General features: G+C 46.0%; 14 protein-coding genes. 11 read left to right on the top strand and 3 right to left on the bottom strand.

Annotation, left to right across the window (positions count from 1 at the left end; genetic code table 11):
• The first annotated feature begins 50 nt into the window (after nucleotides 1–50).
• Nucleotides 51–1,130 (top strand): adenylate/guanylate cyclase domain-containing protein, encoded by a 1,080-nt coding sequence (locus DVO77_RS14265; RefSeq protein ID WP_110456610.1) that lies wholly within the window; start codon nucleotides 51–53, stop codon nucleotides 1,128–1,130.
• A 1-nt stretch (nucleotide 1,131) separates the two neighbouring features.
• Here DVO77_RS14265 and oxyR read toward each other — a convergent pair whose 3' ends face one another.
• The 3 genes from oxyR to mnmL all read right to left on the bottom strand — a co-directional run bounded on the left by oxyR (nucleotide 1,132) and on the right by mnmL (nucleotide 3,838).
• A complete protein-coding gene (oxyR, locus tag DVO77_RS14260) occupies nucleotides 1,132–2,043 on the bottom strand; it encodes a hydrogen peroxide-inducible genes transcriptional activator OxyR (protein ID WP_110456611.1) in 912 nt (303 codons plus the stop codon).
• A gap of 180 nt (nucleotides 2,044–2,223) precedes the next feature.
• Nucleotides 2,224–2,589, bottom strand: a complete 366-nt coding sequence (locus DVO77_RS14255; RefSeq protein ID WP_119978808.1) for an Hpt domain-containing protein — start codon at nucleotides 2,587–2,589, stop codon at nucleotides 2,224–2,226.
• Between the two features lie 322 nt (nucleotides 2,590–2,911).
• Nucleotides 2,912–3,838, bottom strand: coding sequence for a tRNA modification radical SAM protein MnmL/YtqA (gene mnmL / locus DVO77_RS14250; protein WP_110456613.1), 927 nt, complete (start codon nucleotides 3,836–3,838; stop codon nucleotides 2,912–2,914).
• 478 nt (nucleotides 3,839–4,316) lie between these two features.
• Between mnmL and gltB the strand changes: the two genes are divergently transcribed.
• From gltB to DVO77_RS14200, 10 genes are all read left to right on the top strand, one after another.
• The gene (gltB, locus tag DVO77_RS14245; RefSeq protein WP_119978807.1) at nucleotides 4,317–8,765 is read left to right on the top strand and encodes a glutamate synthase large subunit; all 4,449 of its coding nucleotides are present in this window, start codon (nucleotides 4,317–4,319) and stop codon (nucleotides 8,763–8,765) included.
• A gap of 6 nt (nucleotides 8,766–8,771) precedes the next feature.
• A complete protein-coding gene (locus DVO77_RS14240) occupies nucleotides 8,772–10,181 on the top strand; it encodes an FAD-dependent oxidoreductase (protein ID WP_119978806.1) in 1,410 nt (469 codons plus the stop codon).
• Nucleotides 10,182–11,187: 1,006 nt separating this feature from the next.
• Entirely contained in the window at nucleotides 11,188–12,147 is a 960-nt protein-coding gene (locus tag DVO77_RS14235) for a radical SAM protein (protein WP_119978805.1), read from the top strand.
• The gene (locus tag DVO77_RS14230) at nucleotides 12,144–12,536 is read left to right on the top strand and encodes a DUF6375 family protein (RefSeq protein WP_119978804.1); all 393 of its coding nucleotides are present in this window, start codon (nucleotides 12,144–12,146) and stop codon (nucleotides 12,534–12,536) included. The genes DVO77_RS14235 and DVO77_RS14230 overlap by 4 nt, the downstream gene beginning before the upstream one ends.
• A gap of 3 nt (nucleotides 12,537–12,539) precedes the next feature.
• Nucleotides 12,540–16,622, top strand: coding sequence for an NACHT domain-containing protein (locus tag DVO77_RS14225; RefSeq protein WP_119978803.1), 4,083 nt, complete (start codon nucleotides 12,540–12,542; stop codon nucleotides 16,620–16,622).
• A gap of 952 nt (nucleotides 16,623–17,574) precedes the next feature.
• Nucleotides 17,575–18,267 (top strand): 5'-methylthioadenosine/adenosylhomocysteine nucleosidase, encoded by a 693-nt coding sequence (locus DVO77_RS14220; RefSeq protein WP_119978802.1) that lies wholly within the window; start codon nucleotides 17,575–17,577, stop codon nucleotides 18,265–18,267.
• A gap of 100 nt (nucleotides 18,268–18,367) precedes the next feature.
• Nucleotides 18,368–19,345: a cobalamin biosynthesis protein CobD/CbiB gene (locus tag DVO77_RS14215; protein WP_119978801.1), complete on the top strand. Its 978-nt coding sequence runs from the start codon at nucleotides 18,368–18,370 to the stop codon at nucleotides 19,343–19,345.
• 166 nt (nucleotides 19,346–19,511) lie between these two features.
• Complete coding sequence (locus tag DVO77_RS14210; RefSeq protein WP_119978857.1) at nucleotides 19,512–19,901, top strand: DUF2721 domain-containing protein; 390 nt, start codon at nucleotides 19,512–19,514, stop codon at nucleotides 19,899–19,901.
• Between the two features lie 13 nt (nucleotides 19,902–19,914).
• On the top strand, nucleotides 19,915–20,541 hold the full coding sequence (locus DVO77_RS14205) for a trimeric intracellular cation channel family protein (protein WP_119978800.1): 627 nt from the start codon (nucleotides 19,915–19,917) through the stop codon (nucleotides 20,539–20,541).
• Complete coding sequence (locus DVO77_RS14200; protein ID WP_110456087.1) at nucleotides 20,538–21,017, top strand: nuclear transport factor 2 family protein; 480 nt, start codon at nucleotides 20,538–20,540, stop codon at nucleotides 21,015–21,017. Before DVO77_RS14205 ends, DVO77_RS14200 begins: the two co-directional genes overlap by 4 nt.
• The last annotated feature ends 329 nt before the right edge of the window (nucleotides 21,018–21,346 follow it).

The raw sequence follows: 21,346 nt of genomic DNA, 5'->3' as shown, positions 1-21,346 counted from the left end.
TACACTAGCGCATTCTGAGATATTAGTAGTATTAAGGTTTATTCTTTACCGTGAGAGCGCGCAGACAAGCAAAGAAGCTGATTTTTGCCATTTTCGCTTGGACAATCGCTATGGCGGCCTTTGTCTTTTTTCGCTATGCCCAAACCCCAGAGTTACCGCAATGGGCTGTGGGTAGTGCCGATCTAGCGACGCTTGCTATTTATATGGGGATTATTTTTGGCAGCTTGCACTGGATGTCAAACATCATCGCTGAATTTAGCGCCATTAACCGCTTACCTTATCTATTTTCAGTTATTTTTAAAGGGCTATTTTTACTGCTAGGTGCAACAACGCTGGCCTACATTACCCAATATTTGAATATGTGGGCCATCGAGAATCATATGACCACTCTGCGTCAAATGCTCACCGCCCACATCTTGTATAGCCCATCCTTTCAAGCATTGATCATCTACTTGGTCGCCGTACGCTTTGGCTTAGCCTTTATCGAACAGATGGCCCTATTAGTCGGCCCCAAAGTACTGCTTAATATCGGCTTAGGAAAATACCATAGACCACGATATGAACAACGACTGTTTTTATATCTCGATATGGTCGCCTCCACTACCCATGCCGAGTCGCTAGGCGATTATCGTTTTAGCCGCCTCATTCAAGATTGCTTTAGCTTATTATCGGATACAGTTGTCAACAATGATGCCGAAATTTATCGCTATATGGGGGATGCGGTGCTGATCTATTGGCCACTAGAGGAAGGTATCGTTCACGATCGCAGTTTTAATATCTATTATGAGTTCAGCCAGCAGCTCAATTGGCAACGTCAATATTTCGAAGAGCAATATGGCTTTGTGCCTAAATTTAAAGCCGCCGCCCATTGCGGCCAAGTTGTAGCGGCAGTGGTTGGAGTGCAAAAACAGGAGATAAGCTTCTTCAGTGATGTACTCAATACCCTCGCCAGACTACAAGACCAATGTAACCCTCTAGGGCAACGTATGTTGATCTCAGGAGCACTGCATTCTCAATTGGATATCTGCGAAAGCGGCTATGAATTTAATCATTTAGGCCCGATAAAGCTGAAGGGGAAACAACACTCTATTGAAGTGTTTGGCGTCTCCCCTCGAGGCTCAAATAGCTAGTTTACGGGTGTTGTGGAGCCAGTAAGTTTTCAATTGCCTTGCCTAAGGTTCTAAAGGTCATAATACGGCTCGAGGTTTGGCGCCACACTAAACCAATATCACGATAAGGCGCTTCACCAGGTGGCGTCATGGCGAGTAAATCGGTATCTTTTAAAATACCCGCATCGATTGCCATTTGGGGCAAAAATGTCGTGCCTAATTTACTGTCCACCATCTGCACGAGTGTATGTAAACTGGTTGCCGCAAACGGGTTTATCTTGTCACTATCTCCCAAGCGGCACGCACTAATCGCATGCCCTGTAATACAGTGCTCCGATTGCAGTAAGAAAATACTCTCATCGGGTAACGCCTTATAATCTATGGGCTGAGTAAGATCTGATGATAACTCGCGATGCATCACCAGCTTAAAGGGATCGATCCCAACCTTCATGCTGTGGTAACCACTGGTATCCGCTGGCAATGCCAATAACAATAAGTCTAACTCTCCCTTACCCAATGCATCGAGTAAACGCTCGGTGGTATCTTCTTTTAAAAATAGGGTTAAATTAGGGTAACTGGCCTGACAGTGCTTAACAACTCGACTGAGTAAAAATGGTGCAATGGTTGGAATACAACCCAGACGGATTTCTCCGGTCATTGGCTCACCTTGATGCTTAACCAGCTCGACTAAATCGTCTACATCGGTGAGTAATTTGCGCGAGCGTAATACCACCTCTTCACCTATGGCGGTGAAGATAAACGATTTATGATCGCGCTCAATCAACTGATGCCCCAACTGCTCTTCTAAATTTTGGATCCCACTAGAGAGCGTCGACTGGCTAACATGACACAATTTAGCCGCCCGATTAAAGTTCTGCTCTTGGTGTAAATTCACCAGATAATAGAGATTTTTAAGACTCGGTAAATGTTTCATAAAATCGATTACCAACCTGTTTTTATATTCAAATACTCAATTTAAGTCTAATCTAACATAACCGCTCACAAGATGGCTGCAGTATTTCCCCCAAATTGTGAGCATCGCCGCTATCGACAATTTTTTAGCATAAAAAAGCCCCCGATGATGACTCATCGAGGGCTTTTTCATCGGCTAAGGTTAGCCTTTAGCTTGTAAATACTGTTTTAGCTGGGCTAAATCATCACTGGCATTATCTACAATCACTTGTAACCAAGCGTTGTGACTTGCGGGCCACTCAGGAGACTCGCCATGTTGCAGCAACTGAGCAAATTCTTGAATACGCTTTAGACCGACAGAGCCAGCAGCACCCTTAAATTTATGAGCCTCTGAACACAAGGTGTCTTTATCTTGCGCTGCGTTGGCATTAACTAAGTTGCCGACATACTCAGGCATAAGCTGCTCAAATAAGACGACACTTTTTAGCAAGGTACTGGCACCAATTGCGCTGCAGTATTGCTCTAGAGTGTTAAGATCCAAAATTGATTCTAACTCAGCTGTCGCCATATTAAGACACCTCTCAAATTTAATGCTTATTTTCTAATACTGTTCATTCACTTCATAATACCGCCAATTATGACCTGTGCAACTAACTTGAGCACGAGACGTGAAAAAAGCTCCGCAATTAACAACTAAGCAACACCACATTAAAGCTATTGCATAATAATTACTGTTAACGCGTAAATTATGCAAATAAGCGATAGCGAATAGCGCTGAAAAAATACACTTTAGCGATTAATAGCACCGCAAAAGCCGTAACCACTTAATCGAGATTCAACAAATTGTAGCCAAGGCAGATGCGTTATCACTCGACGAATTGAAATCCTATTTAGAATAAACATGCTGCTTGGGACAAATAATGACCTTGGCCGCCATTTTTGGCTAAGTTATCAACAATAGCAACCAACCCATCCCAGCGAAAACCGCACCAATCTGGTGCCAATAACATAGGTTTTTTAGCGTAAGCCGTCACCCGATGAAACACGACATCCTTTGGAGTAAAACGGATTAACTCTGCAGCACTATAAGCATATTCAGCCTGAGACAGCAGCGGTAATCGCCCCGCTCTCCAAGCCTTGGCCATAGTGCTGCCCTCGACAATATGCAATGGATGCAACTTTAACCCATCAACGCCAACGCTAAGCACCGCCTTATGGGTCGCGATATAATCTTCATGGGTTTCACCCGGTAATCCTAGAATCAGGTGAGTGCATACCTTAAGCCCCGCAAGCCTTGCGCGGTGCACCGTGTCTTGATATTCATCAAAACCATGGCCACGATTAATCCGCTTTAAAGTTGCCGGATTAGCGCTCTGTAACCCCAACTCTAACCACACCTCAAGCCCTTGACGTTGATATTGAGCCAACAGTTCAATCACCTCATCGGGTACACAATCAGGTCGAGTCCCGACGCATAGGCCGACAATATCACTCTCTTTTATCGCTTCATCATACTTTTGCTTAAGTACCTTATATTCATCATAAGTACTGGTATAGGCTTGAAAATAAGCGATAAACTTTGACGATTTCCCCTGAGCACGGGCACGCCCTTGAGCCAATTGTTCGCCGATAGTCTCTATCGTCCCATGTTCGTGGTTAAAGGAAGCAACATTGCAGAAGGTGCAGCCGCCACGTCCAAGTGAACCATCGCGGTTGGGGCAGGTAAATTTGGCATCTATGGTTAACTTTTTTAACCGCTGGCCAAACTGTTGCCGGCACTGCACTCCAAAGGTATTTACGTAGCTATCTAGTCCCACAGGGTTGTCTCTATCAATAAATGGCGCGATATTTTAGCTAATCTCAATCCAATAAACCTTGGTCTATCTCAAACAAGCTTCACTCCCCCCTTCACCTCAATCACAAACGAGCGCCATATCACAGGCTAACTCAGTGATAGTGTTACCCTTGTCACCATGTTAAAAAATTCACTGTATCTGCAATAAAAATCACTTTCCCAAAAATAATATCAACCCGACAAATTGTTAAATATAAGTAAAACAAAATAAGCGCCAATACCAAAATTCTTTTTATTCATAATGTTATAGGATTAAATTTACAGTTAACGTTAACGTAAAGTTACTACAGCATGTCTAGAAACCGCATTCAACCCAGCAGCTTTTATGCATAAATTTGGATTGACCTTTTATCAGGCTAAAGTTAATTTGGTTGGTTCGGGTGTATAGCAATCGTAACTTCCCCGACGTGTTTTAGTTAGTAGTATTAGGGAGTTTTTATATGAGCTTGTATCACCCCAGTTTTGAACGGGATAACTGTGGCTTTGGCTTAATCGCCCAGATGGATGGCGAAGCCAGCCATAGAATAGTACGAACTGCGATCCACGGTCTCGACCGTATGAAGCATCGCGGTGGTATTGCTGCAGACGGCCGTACAGGCGATGGCTGTGGTTTGCTTATGCAACTTCCCATTAAATTTTTCGAAGCCATAGCCGCTGAAAATGACTGGCACCTTAGCCGTAAATTCGCGGTAGGTATGCTGTTTTTAAGCCAAGATGAACAACTAGCAGCACAAACTAAACACTTACTCGAACGTGAATTAGAAAAAGAAACCTTAAGTGTTGCCGGTTGGCGTGAAGTCCCGGTTGATGCCGACGTACTGGGGCCAATTGGCCAAGCGAGCCAACCACAGATCTGGCAAGTATTAATTAACGCCCCTATCGGCTGGCGTGAAAAAGATTTAGAACGACGCCTCTATATGGCGCGTCGCCGTCTTGAACAGCAGATGAGCGACTGCAAAGATTTTTATGTTGCCAGCCTTTCAGGCCAAGTCATCGTCTACAAAGGGTTAATGATGCCTGCAGATCTGCCAGCCTTCTACCCAGATCTGGCCGACATCCGCCTGCAAAGCTCTATTTGCCTATTTCATCAACGCTTTTCAACCAATACCTCACCCAAGTGGCCATTGGCACAACCGTTTCGTTATTTAGCCCACAACGGCGAAATCAATACCATTACTGGTAACCGCCAATGGGCACGAGCGCGCGCTTATAAGTTCAATGCGCCTTTGCTGCCCGATCTGCAGCAAGCGGCGCCCTTTGTCAACGAGACAGGCTCAGACTCCTCCTCACTGGATAATATGCTCGAAATGCTATTAGCTGGCGGCATGGATCTGTACCGCGCCATGCGCTTACTGATCCCACCCGCTTGGCAGAGTAATCCAGAGATGGATGATGAGCTCAAGGCGTTTTACGACTTTAACTCCATGCATATGGAGCCTTGGGATGGCCCAGCAGGCATCGTCATGACCAATGGGCGTCACGCGGCTTGCGCCGTCGACCGTAATGGTCTGCGCCCCTCGCGTTATGTGATCACCAAAGATCGTATTTTAACCCTCGCCTCTGAGATTGGTATTTGGGATTACGCCCCCGACGAAGTAGTCGAAAAAGGCCGCGTAGGCCCGGGTGAACTATTGGTACTCGACACTCTTAACGGTCAGCTCTACTCCTCATTTGAAATCGATAACGATCTCAAGCGTCGCCATCCCTACAAAGAGTGGATGGCCAAAAACAGCCAAACCTTGATCCCTGCCGAGCAGATGCCAGTTGAAGCTCAAGGGGTTTGCGAGTTTTCAGCCGACACTTTAGTGCAATACCAAAAGCAATTTGGTTATTCACGCGAAGAGCTCGAACAGGTAATTTGGGTGCTCGCCGATAAAGGCGAAGAGGCCACAGGCTCCATGGGTGATGACACCCCAATGGCGGTGTTATCGAAGCAATCACGCACCCTGTATGACTATTTTAGGCAAAAGTTTGCTCAGGTCACCAATCCCCCTATCGATCCACTGCGCGAAAAACATGTGATGTCGCTTGCCACCTGTATTGGCCGCGAACAAAACCTGTTTAACGAAACCACAGGCCATGCCTATCGAGTGATGTTTAACTCACCTATTTTGCTCTTCAGTGATTTCAATCAGCTATTAGCCTTAGACTCGAGTAACTATCGCGCCAAGACCGTTGACCTTAATTATGATCTGTCTGAGGGGCTAGAAGCCGCCATCATTCGCATCTGCGATGAAGCTGAGCGCTTAGCCCGCACCGGCACCACGCTGCTCATTTTATCAGACCGAGCCACCGACAAGCGCAAGCAAGTGATCCCAGCCGCCATGGCGGTGGGCGCAGTACAAAAGGTATTAGTCGACAAAAGCTTACGCTGCGACACAAACATCATTGTTGAAACCGCATCGGCGCGCGATCCACATCACTTTGCGGTATTGCTTGGCTTTGGGGCCACCGCCATCTATCCCTATTTGGCCTACGAGAGCATCTCAGCTCTGGCCGCAACACGTGGGATCAGCGAAACCCAGCGCTTAATGCTCAACTTCCGCCAAGGCATAGACAAAGGCCTGCGCAAGATCATGTCTAAGATGGGCATCAGCACAGTAGGCTCTTATCGCTGCAGTCAGCAGTTTGAAGCGGTAGGCTTATCATCGAGCGTGGTCGACTTGTGCTTCAATGGCGTGATTAGCCGTATCGAAGGGGCCAACTTTGACCTGCTAGAGCAAGATCAACAGAAGCTGCAAAAACGGGCGTTCCAGCCACACCAACCGCTGCCTCAAGGTGGGCTGCTTAAGTATGTTGAAGGCGGCGAATACCACTGTTTCAACCCTGATGTGGTCAATACCCTGCAAGCCTGCTTACGCGATAAGGATTACCAAGGTTATAAACGCTTTACCCAACTGGTGGATGACAGACCCGTGGCGACCCTGCGTGACCTGTTGAAAGTGAACGCCAGCCAAAGCCCGGTCAATATCGATACCGTCGAAGCCGCACAAACCCTCTACCCACGCTTTGACAGCGCCGCCATGAGTATCGGGGCGCTTAGCCCAGAAGCCCATGAAGCGCTAGCTGTCGCCATGAACCGTCTTGGTGGGCGCTCAAATTCTGGCGAAGGCGGCGAAGATCCACGCCGCTTTAACTCGGAGCGCAACTCAGCCATTAAGCAAATTGCCTCGGGGCGTTTTGGCGTGACCGCGCACTACTTAGTTAACGCCGAAGTGCTACAGATTAAGGTGGCTCAAGGTGCCAAACCTGGTGAAGGTGGACAGCTACCGGGTGATAAGGTCAGCGTCGAAATTGCTGCGCTGCGTAATGCCCGCCCAGGTGTCACGCTGATTTCGCCGCCGCCACATCATGATATCTACTCGATTGAAGATTTGGCCCAGCTGATATTTGACCTAAAACAGATCAACCCTAAGGCGATGATCTCGGTCAAACTGGTATCAGAACCCGGCGTGGGCACCATTGCCACCGGCGTTGCTAAAGCCTACGCCGATATGATCACCATCTCAGGCTACGATGGCGGTACCGGCGCCAGCCCTATCACTTCGGTGAAATATGCTGGTAGCCCATGGGAGCTAGGGCTTGCCGAAGTGCATCAGTCGCTGGTAGCTAATGGCTTACGCCATAAAATTCGTCTCCAGGTCGATGGCGGGCTCAAAACCGGCACAGATGTGATTAAAGCGGCACTGCTCGGAGCTGAAACCTTTGGTTTTGGTACCGTGCCCATGATAGCGCTAGGGTGTAAATACCTGCGTATCTGCCACCTAAACAACTGCGCGACCGGTGTTGCCACGCAAAATAAACAACTGCGAGATAACCACTATCACGGCTTGCCAGAGCGGGTGATGACCTACTTTGAGTTTATGGCCCAAGAAATTCGTGAATGGATGGCCGCCTTAGGCGTCACCGAATTTGAACAACTTGTCGGCCGTAGCGAGTGGCTCAGTGCCCTTGAAGGCACAACGCCTAAGCAGCAACAGTTAGATCTGTCGGCCATTTTACATAAACCCGTCGTGCCCACAGGTTGTGCACTCACGTGGCAGGAGACCAACCCCACGGCGGATAAAGGCGAACTCAACCAAGCGATTGTGGCAGCCGCTAAAACGGCGGTTGAGCAAGGCGAACCTTTTGAAGGCCGCTTTGAGATCAACAACACCGACCGCTCTGTAGGCGCCGCACTTTCAGGCCATATTGCCACGACCGTTGGCCTTAAAGGGGCCAAGGCCCCCATCAAGCTCAACTTTAGCGGCAGTGCAGGCCAAAGCTTTGGGGTATGGAACGCCCCCGGGCTGTCGCTCAATCTGTGTGGCGATGCTAACGACTATGTTGGTAAAGGTATGTCTGGTGGCAAGATCACCATCTATCCGGCTATTGGCAGCATGTTCCAAAGCGAAAAAAGCGTCATTATCGGTAACACCTGCCTCTACGGTGCTAGCGGCGGTAAGCTGTTTGCAGCTGGCCAAGCGGGTGAACGTTTTGGCGTACGTAACTCTGGCGCGATTGCCGTCGTCGAGGGCGTTGGCGATAACGGCTGTGAATACATGACCGGCGGCATCGTCTTGGTGCTGGGTAAGACAGGGGTTAACTTTGGCGCGGGGATGACCGGCGGATTTGCCTACGTGTTTGATCGCTTCGGCCACTTCAACCGCCGCGTGAATACCGACATGGTCGACACCCATAAGGTCGACTCGGCCATTCAACAGCAACATCTTAAAGGCCTGATAGAGGAACATTTGGCCGAAACCGGCAGTGAACACGCTAAGATGTTATTAAATGATTTTGAAAACTGGATCGATTGCTTCGTATTGGTTAAGCCGAAAAATATTGCGCTTAATGATCTGTTACGACTCGAGCAATCGGATACAGCACTTTCAGTAGTAGCGGGGTAACTTCAAATGAGCAATGACTTTCAATTTATTGAAGTAGGCCGTAAAGATCCGACAAAACACCAAGCGGCAAAGCGCGCGACCCAGTTTATCGAGATCTATCAGCCGTTCGCACAGCCACAAGTCGTCGAGCAAGCCGACCGCTGTCTCGACTGTGGTAATCCCTACTGCGAGTGGAAGTGCCCACTGCACAACTATATTCCTAACTGGTTAAAACTGGCGCAGCAGGGACGCATTTTAGAAGCGGCAGAATTAGTCCATGAAACTAACACCCTGCCCGAGATCTGTGGTCGAGTCTGCCCACAAGACAGGCTATGTGAAGGTGCTTGCACCCTCAACGATGAGTTTGGCGCTGTCACCATAGGTAACGTTGAAAAATACATCACCGATACCGCCATCGCCCAAGGCTGGCGCCCAGACATGAGTAAGGTGACCGCCCGCCCTGAGCGCGTGGCGATTATTGGCGCAGGCCCAGCAGGGCTTGGGTGTGCTGATATTCTTGCCCGTAACGGCGTACAAGCTGTGGTGTATGACAAGAACCCGCAAATTGGTGGCCTGCTCACCTATGGTATTCCCGCCTTTAAACTGGACAAAGCGGTCATGGCGACCCGTCGCTCGGTGCTTGAGGGGATGGGGATCGAGTTTAAACTTGGCATCACGGTCGGTGAAGATATCAGCTTCGATAGCCTGCTCGACCAGTACGACGCCGTATTCCTTGGCATGGGAACGTATACGGCGATGCAAGCAGGGCTGGAGAATGAAGATGCCCAAGGCGTCTATCAAGCCCTGCCCTATCTTATCGGTAACACTCACCACATCATGGGGACAGAGTCGAGCGAATCGCCATATTTGAGCCTTACAGGACAAAAAGTGGTGGTGCTCGGTGGCGGTGATACCGCCATGGATTGCGTGCGCACCGCCATACGCCAAGGCGCCAGTGAGGTCACTTGTGTCTATCGCCGTGATGAAGAAAACATGCCAGGTTCACGCCGCGAGGTGCAAAACGCCCGCGAAGAGGGCATTAACTTTCTGTTCAACCGTCAACCTACCGCCATTAAGACCGAAAACGGGGTGGTGTGCGCTATCGAGTGCGTCGAGACGCAACTTGGTGAGCCCGACGATTCAGGCCGTCGCCGTCCACAGGCTATCGAAGGCAGCGAAAAACTGATTGAGGCCGATGCCATTATCATCGCCTTTGGTTTTCAGCCTAGCCCAGCAAGCTGGCTGGCTGATCACGGTGTAGAACTGGATCAGTGGGGATTGGTGGTCGCGCCGAAGGTAGCCGACAACCCCTTTCAAACCAGCAACCCGAAAGTGTTTGCCGGTGGCGATATGGTGCGCGGCTCTGATCTGGTTGTCACCGCGATTGCCGAAGGTCGCGATGCTGCCATGGGGATATTAAACAGCTTCGAAGCCTAGCCGTTAGGCTGACTGCAAAGGGTTACTTGTGATTGGCACTTTAACTTTGAATGAAGTTAAAGTGCTTTTTTTTGCCTCGTGAAACGAGGCAGGTTTTGAAGGTCGCACCTTCATGGCTACCTATCACCTGCGGTGAGAGTTAATTAAGCGTTAACCTTCGCATTAGCTAATTGCCTGCCGCAGGTGCAGTGCATGGCAGCACCAATGTCGTGATCACAGGGATGTGAAGGAACGACCTCATGTGCAAACACTTCTGCGACACTGTGAGTGAAGCGTAGCTTCGAGCCCACGACGAGAGACAGGGTGAGCTTGGCGACAGCCATATACTCGTGAACGAGAGACAAGGATGTCGAACTGGCTTTTGTATATGGATATATTTTGTCGAACTGGCTTTTAGATAGGGATATCGTTGTGAGCCATCCTTGTGGGCTCTACGCCAGCATCCCTGCTGGCAAGGGCCGCAGCCGCGTTTACACTTGGTATCGAACGTTTCATCGATTTGGCTGCACTTGGTGTGAGCTGCTAGTTCAAAGCTAACTTGGTTATGCCCCAAAGTGTGCAGGCCTTGGAATGAAGGTTTAGCATTTTTTGGATTAGCTTTAGTAGCGTTCGGCTAAATCTTTTTGGAAAGTGTGTTTGAAGGTCGAACCTTCACTGTTATTAATCGCCTGCCCGGCGGGGAATGTGCAAGCGCTCTTTTGGCTCGCCGCAAGCACGTCCGTGTGGGCTCTGCGAAATCATCCATGATTTCGAAGGCCAAAACCGCGCTTACACCTATCTCTAACGCCTCTTCGATTTGACTTTATTTGGTGTGGATTCAGAGTTAAAAGCTAAGAAGCTTTTGTCCCTTTTCGTTTTATCCGTGCTACTGGTAACTAATTCTGCAAGCTTAAAGTTGACCAAATTTTAGTAATGCTACAGAGTGACTACTCTGTCGGTAGCGATTCAGTTTCATCTTCTGCTGATATTGCACTGCGATCTAACCATTTAAGGTATTGGATAAACTTTGTATATAAAGAATAAAAATGATGTTACCCAACACAACGAGTTAAAAATTAGAAAGGGGCCTGATGGTGTCCACTTATTTAGCCGCCAAAATGGACTTAACATACTTCTAGATGATGAAATCCCACCTGAGTCCGATTGGACTCCTAGTCCTAGGCAGGTTTCTATCGCACTTACTAATGACTGTGACTTGAGGTGTGCGCATTGTTATGCGCCGAAGCATCGTTCAACTCTGGATAAAAGTAGAGTAAAAGATTGGTTGCTTGAAATGGATAGTATGGGTGTGTTTGGTATCGGCTTTGGTGGAGGTGAGCCAACATTGCATGAAGGCTTGGTTGAACTTTGCCAGTTTGGACAAGAAGAAACCAAGCTAGCAATTAGCTTTACAACGCATGGTCATAGTTTAACTCCTGAACTAATATCTCAGCTAAAAAGTCATGTGAACTTTATTCGAGTAAGTATGGATGGAACTTATAGTAATTATGAGTCTATAAGGAAGAGACCATTTAAGCAGCTGTTAAGCAATTTAGAATTATTGAAAGGGCGTATCCCATTTGGGATAAATTACGTAGTTAACAGTAAAACTATTGACGACTTACCAAATGCCTTGGAACTGTGCAAGGAGCTAGGTGCTGATGAGTTTCTGATTTTACCAGAGGTACCAGTGGGGTTCGGTAAAAAAATCGATGATGTAACACTAAGTAAATTAAAAGAAATTGTCGACAGTCGAAGCTCAACGACAAAAAGTATGAGGGTATCTATAAGCTCTGATTACAAAAATCAATTTGTCACTGCTATCGGCCTTCAGAAAGAGAGCGACCTGCAAGGCTTTGCGCATATAGACGCGTCAGGTGTTTTCAAGCTGAGTTCGTTTGACAAGAATGGCGTTCCTATAGGTGGTGGTTCTCTCACTAATGCTTATCGTCAGTTAACAAATACTATAAGGGTTGAATTCGAATGAAAATTTGGCAGGGCTACGGTGCGGAGCACTCTTTAAATCTAGTAATCGTTGGTGAGTTCAAGGATGCAGAAAAGGCTGAAAATTTTGAGCAATTAGTATCAACGATTAGTTCTTTTTTATGCAGTGATGAATCGAATTTTGACGTGGATGCAGATAGATATGGTGATGACGTGCTTGAGTTCCTTGGCAAGCAAAATCTGTTTTGTTTTTCTCCCCAACAATTAGCGCAATTTATGTATGACCAACGCCTCGAAAGAAAAGGTTCAAAGATAATCATATCTTCAGACGACGATCTGAATGCATTTATATCTTTACTGATTCATAAAGGAGCGAAGGTCGAATGCTTTTCAGCACACGACTATCCTGATTTAGTTAAACAAGAGGATTAAATAGTGCTTGATTGGGCTAAGTTTGAACATGTGGCTGGAGAGCATCCTAGTGCGCATGCTTTTAGTTTTGAAAGCTTATGCAGAGGAATAGTCATTCGACAATTTCGAAATCATGGGCCAATAAAAGAGTTAAAAAATCAACCAGGAGTGGAGTTCCATCTTGAGCTTGATTGTGATGACCCAAGATTGGGAACAAAAGGGTTAAAGGTTGGATGGCAATGCAAATGGTTCCAATATAAGAGTGACGGTGGCTTAACTAGTGGGGCAAAGAGCCAGATTGAACACTCGCTGGATACAACGAAAAAACACTTACCAGATTTAAATGTATGGATTCTTTGGACACACAAAACCTTAGCGAAGGCTGACCAAACTTGGTTCTATGATTTACAAACAAAATATGGTTTTACATTACATCTTTGGAATGAAAACGATTTAGAGTCTTATCTCTCAGGTCCAGCAACAGAGTTAAGGGCCAGTTATTTTGGAGAGCTGGCTTTAACACCAGATATGTTAAATGAACAGCATACGAATTCAGTGGCTCCGATTAGAAATCGTTGGATTCATGAAGTCCATCAATCTACAGACGTAGAGCGAGATATAAGGAGAGTCCTCGGTGAACCTAGCGCATGGTCTGATATATATGCTGCGAAAGTTAAACTAGACGGTTATTTGTCAACTATTTCTGAGTTAGCTAGGCATAAGGATTATGTAGATCTTTCGTCTGAACTAGAAGAGTTTATAGCCTTTTGTAAACAGGTTATATCTAGCTGTAAAGTCTTTGAGTCTACAGTGTCAGGCAGAGAAATAGGTAGAATTGCAAACTTTGCTCAATCTTCAGAGCAGACAAAAAACATAAGTCAGTTGCTAAGGTTAACAAGAAGGCAGAACCTACCGCTTTCTCTTTATTTGACCAATGCGAATGCAGTCATCAAAGATATCAAAAAGCTGTTGTCAGAAGCTGTAGAACTGTTTTCTCATCAACTAGTAGCTGTTATTGGTAAAGCTGGCAGAGGTAAAACACAATTAGCTGCTGAAGTTACAAGCCAAAATGATGACAGGCTGGCAGGAATACTTCTTCATGGAAAAAAACTTCGTAAGGGGGGAACGCTTGATTCTCTGGTTCAAAATATGTCCTTTGCCTCTAACGGAGTTAGATCGTTTGAATCGTTGCTTTCAGCTATAGACTCGGCGGGAGAAAGAAATCGTTGCCGAGTTCCAATAGTTGTTGATGGATTAAATGAGGCTGAAGACCCAAGAGAATGGAAGAACTTATTGGCAAGCATCGAGACTGTATTACCTCGATATCCAAATGTAGTTCTCGTCTGTACTTTGCGAGATGGTTATCAGTCTCGGAAACATGTCGGTGCTGTCAGATCTAATAGTTCATCAAGAGAAGGTTTTGCGCAGCAAGCGCTCCCCAATGATTGCTTTGAGTTACTATTAAAAGGGTTTAGTGACGAAGTAACTGTCCAAGCTATAGGTGCATACTTTAGATATTATAAGATTAGTGCTAATCCAATAGCGGCTCCGCAAAGTTTCTTCAGTCATCCTTTAAACTTGAAAATCTTTTGTGAAGTTATGAATCGCCCAAGGAAGGCTTGTGTGGTGGTTCAAAGTTTTCCATCATCCATATACTCATTGTTTAAAGAGCAAGTCACACATATCGGACAAACTATCTCTGAAATGACTAATCTGTCTATCAGATACACAATTACTGAGGTAGAAAATGCAGTCTACTACTTAGGTGAAGCTCTGTGGGAGGCAAACGGTAGAGGTGTTTTAGAAAGAGACTTTTTGCGAAAGCATAATCCACAGTCGACAGATTGGGACAGTAATATTGTCAACTTGCTATCTCAAGAAGGTTTGATATTTAGAGATCTGGTTCGTCGTGGAGAATATCGCTTAAGCCCAGCGTATGATCGCCTAGGTGGATACATTATAGCTTTCTATTTAATGGAGCACTATTGTCTAAATCGAGACGTATCGATATTTAGTTCACAAGGTTTTATAGAGAAAATTTTCGAAGATGTGACTTTGCAGCATGAGCTGTCAGAGGACATCCTACATGCACTTGTCGCTATTGCACCGCAGTATAATCTGCCACACATTTGGCAATTAGTTCCTTCAACTTACAAAAATGAAGTTTTAAGTTTGTCGCATTTGATTGAACCGAAATTCATTTGTGATGACACAGTATGCGAATTGAAAAGCTTAATACTTAGTCAAGGGTTGAAACAAAAATACATTGAATCTTTAGGAGACGTACGATTCGCAATATCTCACCCTTTAAACGCAAAGTTTCTAAGTGATATATTGTTAGACACGCCTATGGTGGACAGAGATCTTTCATGGGGAGAGTATTTTCGAAGAAACCATGATGAATTGATAAAAGGCATTCGATTTAGGGCTGAGTGTTGGAAAAATAGAGAGTTTTCAGATCCAGAAATAGAAAAACTAAGGCTAATTACAACAATTTGGTTCCTTAACTCAGTTGTAGCTGAGCTAAGAGATGTTTCAACTGAGGCTTTAGTCTACTATGGAGTGCATAACACTAAAAGTTTCCTAGAAATAGTCAAACCTATTCTAGCGGTTGACGATGAATATATATTAGAGCGGATTATCGCAGCATGTTACTCAATAGTGAGTATTTCTTTGGATAAATCTGAAAACTTAGGTGAGATAGAGGCGTTCAGCAAACACATAGTAGCTGCTTTTTTCAGTCATGATTCGAAGTACGCTACAACCAACATATTGGTTAGAGAATATGCCTCATGTCTAGTGAAGCGTGCGAGTTTGGAATCTCAAATTAATATTGGTGAATCAGAAGTTAAAGCAGCTACTGAACCTTTTGAACAAATGCACAGAAGTGAATGGAAAGAAGAAACAACTGATGGTATGAGCGGGCATTTATCTCCTCTTAAAATGGATTTTGAGAACTATACTATTGGTCGTTTGGTTAAAAATCGTAGCAATTACGACTATGAACATGAGGCTTATGCGAAAATTCGTAATCAGATACTATGGAAAGTATATGATTTGGGGTGGAGCGAGGACAAATTTGGCAACTTAGACAATCAAATTTCTTCGAGCGGTTATCACCGTAGACACGAAGCTACAAAAGTAGAGCGCTATGGGAAAAAGTACTCTTGGATAGCGTACTACCAAATGGCAGGAAAACTACTCGATTCGGGACAGTTGGAGTTCTGGGGGGGAAGGTTTATAGAAGGAATTGACCCTTTCTTTCCTAGTAAAAGGTTAAAAACCTTCCCTCTTAGTGAAAAAATGTACTTGGGTGATGAAGGATTGACTGAAGAAGAATGGATTAACTATTCGGAAGATCCGAATCTGGTTCATCTCAGCGATTGTGCAAGTTTTGAAACTGAAAATTGGATTTTGGTTGATGCATTTATAGTCGAGGAATCTAAGGAATTAAATCGTCATTTCTATGCTTCTGTAAACTCCTTTTTAGTTTTCGATGAGTCGTTGAAAGACTTTGATTTTGATAGCGAAGAATCTAGCAAATTGGAGTTCCCCGAAATTGCCAAATTATCTGACGTTTATTTGGGAGAGCTTTATAGTTTGTGGAGTAAAAGCCTTGAACCCCAAGTTATCAAGGAAAAATATGGTGAAGAAGAAATAGAAGTTGAATCAAACGTGTTCTTTGATGGAAGTGCTTTTGTAAGAACATCCGGAACACATACAATGACTGTTCCTAAATATAAGGAGCATTCGCTTAAAGATTTTATCATCGAATATAGTTCGGAACATTCAAGTGGTAGTTTTTCTATGCCGATGCTAGCTTCTAGTTTTGTTAAAGAGCATGCACTTAAGTTTGATTGTGAGCGGCTTTGTTACTTCAAAGACGGACAACAAATCTCAAAGTATATAGTTGAAGATCTAGACGAATACTCTAACTCTCGGAAAAGATTCTACTTGGAAAAAGAATTCTTAACTGCTGTTCTGAAATCTAGTGGCTTAAGAATAATAACTCGGATTAAGGGTGAGAGAAGAGTTTCTGACGTCGGGTATAATGGGGATTTTGCTTACAAAGATTTTGAAAGTATAGGCTTTCTGGTAAGCCCCTAATACAACTAAGATCGAGGTTTTGCTGTACCTCAGGTAATCCGTGAAATGCTAATTTAGCAAGATCACCGACTCACTTCTGTCCAAAACCGAGTTAGCTTTTGATTGTCCGAGTGACGCTAGTAAGGTCAAATCGAAGAGATTAAGAACTCGGGTGTAGGTGCGGCTGTGACCTTCCGTGACATGGATGTCACGGCAGAGCCTACAGGGATTGTACTTGCGGCGTGTCACAGAAGCACCTGCACGAAAGGCCTGCGGCAAGCAATTCAAAACAATGTAAGTTAACGCGACCATCAATAAATAAAAACTAACTCGACTAAATGCTACAAGCCAAACAATGCCAACACCTTCATTCGAAGGCCAAGATACTTTTGTCCAAAACAGAGTTAGCTTTTGATTGTCCGAGTGACACTAGTAAGGTCAAATCGAAGAGATTAAGAACTCGGGTGTAGGTGCGGCTGAGGCCTTCGATTTCAGGGATGAAATCGCAGAGCGCCCAAGGATGGGTTTACAGCGGTGCCGAGGAAGTACCTGCACAAAAGGCATGCTGCAGGCAATTGGTTGCCATGAATGTTAACGCTACCATCAATCAATAAAACCTAACTCGACTAAATGCTACCAACCAAAAATGCCAACACCTTCATTCGAAGGCAAGCACACTTTTGTCCAAAACCGAGTTAGCTTTTGACGGCTATGTGGTTACACAATGACGGCTAAATCGAAGAGATTAAGAAATCGGTGTAGGTGCGGCTGAGGCCTTCGATTTCAAGGATGAAATCGCAGAGCGCCCAAGGATGGGTTTACAGCGGTGCCGAGGAAGTACCTGCACGAAAGGCATGCGGCAAGCGATCTCGCCACAGAACCACTTGTTTGCTATATTAGCGCCCATTAAGCGCGGCGCAGATAAAACATGACAGCGCCTCATGAACATCAATACATCACTAAAGGTCATTCAATGAAAATTGGTATTATCGGCGCCATGGAGCCAGAAGTTGCTCACCTTATTTCCTCTATGACGAACCCTGAGTCACACACCATCGCAGGTATCGAATTTGTTGCCGGGCAGCTGGCAGGCAAAGAGGTGGTGGTGACTCGCTCTGGCATAGGTAAAGTGACCGCCAGCGTGGCGACCACCTTGCTGATTGAAAAGTATGCGCCCGATTATGTGATTAACACAGGTTCGGCTGGCGGCTTTGTCGATAGCCTCGCCATTGGCGATATCGTTATCTCATCAGAGGTGCGCCACCATGACGTGGATGTCACCGCATTTGGGTATGAGATTGGTCAAATGGCGCAGCAACCAGCCGCCTTTATTCCCGATGCGACCTTGGTCAACGCCGCTAAAAAAGCCGTTGCTAGCTTAGGCGAAGTGAAAGCGATTGAGGGGTTAATTTGTACGGGCGATAGCTTTATCTGCGATCCGGTTCGCACCAAAACGATGCTAGCCAACTTCCCAACGATGGCGGCCTGTGAAATGGAAGGGGCGGCAATTGCTCAGGTATGTCATCAATTTGGCGTGCCGTTTGTGGTGATCCGCTCATTGTCAGATAATGCCAATAATGACTCGCCAGTGGATTTTGACAGCTACATCGTCAAAGCAGGCCACCACTCAGCATTAATGGTCATAGCCTTGCTGCAACAGCTGTAAGCATGAACGCCTGCGCCTGACTTAATGAGGGCGCAGGGTTTATATTGACGGGCGCTGTAGCCGAGATAATGTAGCGCTTAGCATCCAACTGGATTTCGCCATGCTGCCACACTATTCACAACAGTTTATGCAAGACAGTCCCTTCTACCTAGGGGCGGCTATTTTATTGGTGTCGATATTACTGGCAAAGCTAGCCCCCTTGCCCAGAGCCATGCAGCCATTTTATCTCTATAGCCAACTGGCGCTGCGGCTGTCTGATAAGGTAAATCATCCCGAGCGTTCCTCTTCCCAGCAAGTGACGGCAGGCTTACTGTCGATAGTGTTATTGTTAGTTCCCTTTTGGCTTATTATCAGTTTCTTACTGCAACTGGCTGCTTATCCTTGGTTTTTTGAGTTTCTAGTCTTGTACTTATGTTTATCTGATGAGCAGTTTTATAAGGTAGCAGAAGAAGCGTCGCAAACCTTACAACACGCCGATAAACCAAGAACTCGCGCCTTAATTAAAGGTTGGCTCAGTCGCGACACCCAGGGCTTATCTGAGGTGGGCTTAAGCAAAGCCATTACCGAAAAACTGCTGACCACACCGATATATGGCACTGTCGCCACTATGGTATTTTTTATTGTTGGCGGCGCTCCCTTGGTGCTGGGCGCGCGCATGCTAAAACAGTTGCAACTGTGCTGGCCCGCCATCAATCCGCATTATCGCCACTTTGGTAAGCCCGCCTATTACCTCTGTTATATGCTCTATTACGTGCCCAGTATGCTATGGAACTTTACCTTGGCAATCCAAGGTGGCCCCAAAGCTCTCAAAGCGATGCTCACTCCGCGCAGAAGCCTTTATGCGATTAATCATCACCTGTCAACATATAATATCGCCGCTCAGGTACTCGATGTAGAGCTTGGTGGGCCGGTTAAATTTGGCGGCGTCAAAGTGCCGCTCGACAAAGTCGGCCCCCCCCACAAACCCGATGCTAGCGTGTTGCCACGCGCGCTGCGCTTAGTAAGTAGCACCAATACTCTGTGGATAGTGTCATTAATGTTAGTTCCGCTTATTTGGACCGCGCTACGCTATCTGTAACAGGCTTGAGTGCAGCACTTAAATGGCCACTCATTGGAGGCTAAACAAGCCGAACTATCGTTATAAACCATTAGTTTAAGTTGTCACTAATGTTGGACTCAGCACACGCCAATAGATTAGAATCACGCCATTGTGGCACGCTTATTAATCGTTGGGCATCATCACCTTGTTTAATCATCTACACGTTTCTTTGACTACGCCTGCATTACTGTTTCCGGCCATCTCCTTGTTGTTGCTGGCCTACACTAATCGCTTTTTTTCACTGGCAGCTCTGATCCGTAATCTCAGCAGCCAAGGTAAACCTGTGCACAGTGGCCAACTAAAAAACTTACGCCAGCGCATAGTGATCATTCGTCGCATGCAAGAGGCGGGGGTATTGAGCTTTGCCCTGTGCGTATTGTGTATGATTTTTATCTATATTGGATTCAATAAAACCGGCTCGATTATCTTTGGCACTAGCTTGTTATTGCTGTTGTATTCGCTGGTATTGTCGGTTATTGAGATCCGTATTTCCGTCGACGCACTCAATTTCCACCTTAAAGAGTTAGATCAATGAAAGAGTCAGCTCGATGAAAGAGTGGGTCTACTTTTTTGACCTTTGCGACACGGCGGTATTGGCCCTCTCTGGCGCGCTAGCCGCTGGCTGCCATCGCATGGATCCCTTTGGGGTGATTGTACTGGCATCGGTGACCGCCATTGGCGGAGGCAGTATCCGCGATGCTTTGCTAGGCACCACCCCGGTATTTAGGATACGCGACCCTAATTACATCATAGTGATCCTCGCCACCATATTGTTAACCTTAGTTTTTATCCGTAAACCGAAAAAAGTCCCTCAATACACCTTACCCGTCGCCGATGCCTTTGGCTTAGCGCGATTTACCGTGATTGGCGCCGAGAAAGCCCTTAATTTGGGCTTAAGCGGCATGATTGCCGTCGTCATGGGCTTGATAACTGGCGTGGGAGGCGGCATTATTCGAGACGTGCTCTGCCGCCAAGTGCCGATGATTTTACGCACCGAAATTTATGCCACCGCCTCCATATGTGGTGGAATTGGCTACACGGTAGCACTGCAGTTAGGGGCAGCCAATAAAGCCGCCTTTGGTTTTGCCATGATAAGCGCGCTATTGATTCGCTTAGCCGCGATTAAATGGCACTTAAAACTTCCCGCTTTTGATTTAAAGAATACCAAACAATGATCAAATATTTTTTAACTAGCATCTTGGTGTTAATGCCACTCATCACTCAGGCCAAGCCTGGCGATATGCCGGTTGAGCAACAGATGGCGGTTAAATATATTCAAGCGCTGACTGACCATGATTACCGTACGCTGAGCACCTTTTATAATCGTGACAGCGTATTTTTCGATCGCACTGCCAGTAAAAAATACCAAGGCAGACGCGATATCTTAGAGTTTTTCGAACGCGCTCACCGTGGTGTATTAGAGTATGACTTTAATATTGAGCACATGTATAACGCAGGCTCCTTGGTGGTGATGATTGGCAACTACCATTACCGCGGCCCGGGCAGTTTATTTGGTAAACCGGGGAAAGTGATTGAGCTGGCCATCCCCGGAGTGACCACAGTAAAGCTGGATGTAACCAATCATAGGGTGACCGCCCACGAAGATTTGATGGACTATCAGACGATGCAAGATCAACTCGCCACCCAGTGACGTTGGGGGAGTTTGGCGTAATCCCCATTAGATTGAGTCAGTAATTAGATTGTCCCCCGTTTATATACAGTTAAGAGACTACGCCTTAGGTGCTGATATAACCTAGGGTATCGAAAATATGGACGTGTTCGTTAAGCAGGTGAGGATGCCCTCGTGGCGGCCCGAAGTGGTATCTGCACATGAGGCCATCAATATCAGCCCGCAATTTAGAGCCGTCTGTTAATACCATTTGACCATTGGCATCAATGCTCCAGACACAATTACCAAAAGTATCCCTCCTTGGCTTTTGGCATCAATGCTCCAGACACAAATACCAAAAGTATCCCTCC

Source organism: Shewanella algidipiscicola (genome assembly GCF_003605125.1).
Taxonomy (GTDB): domain Bacteria; phylum Pseudomonadota; class Gammaproteobacteria; order Enterobacterales; family Shewanellaceae; genus Shewanella; species Shewanella algidipiscicola.
Note: the sequence above shows the minus strand (reverse complement) of the source record. Positions and strands in the feature narration are given on the sequence as shown.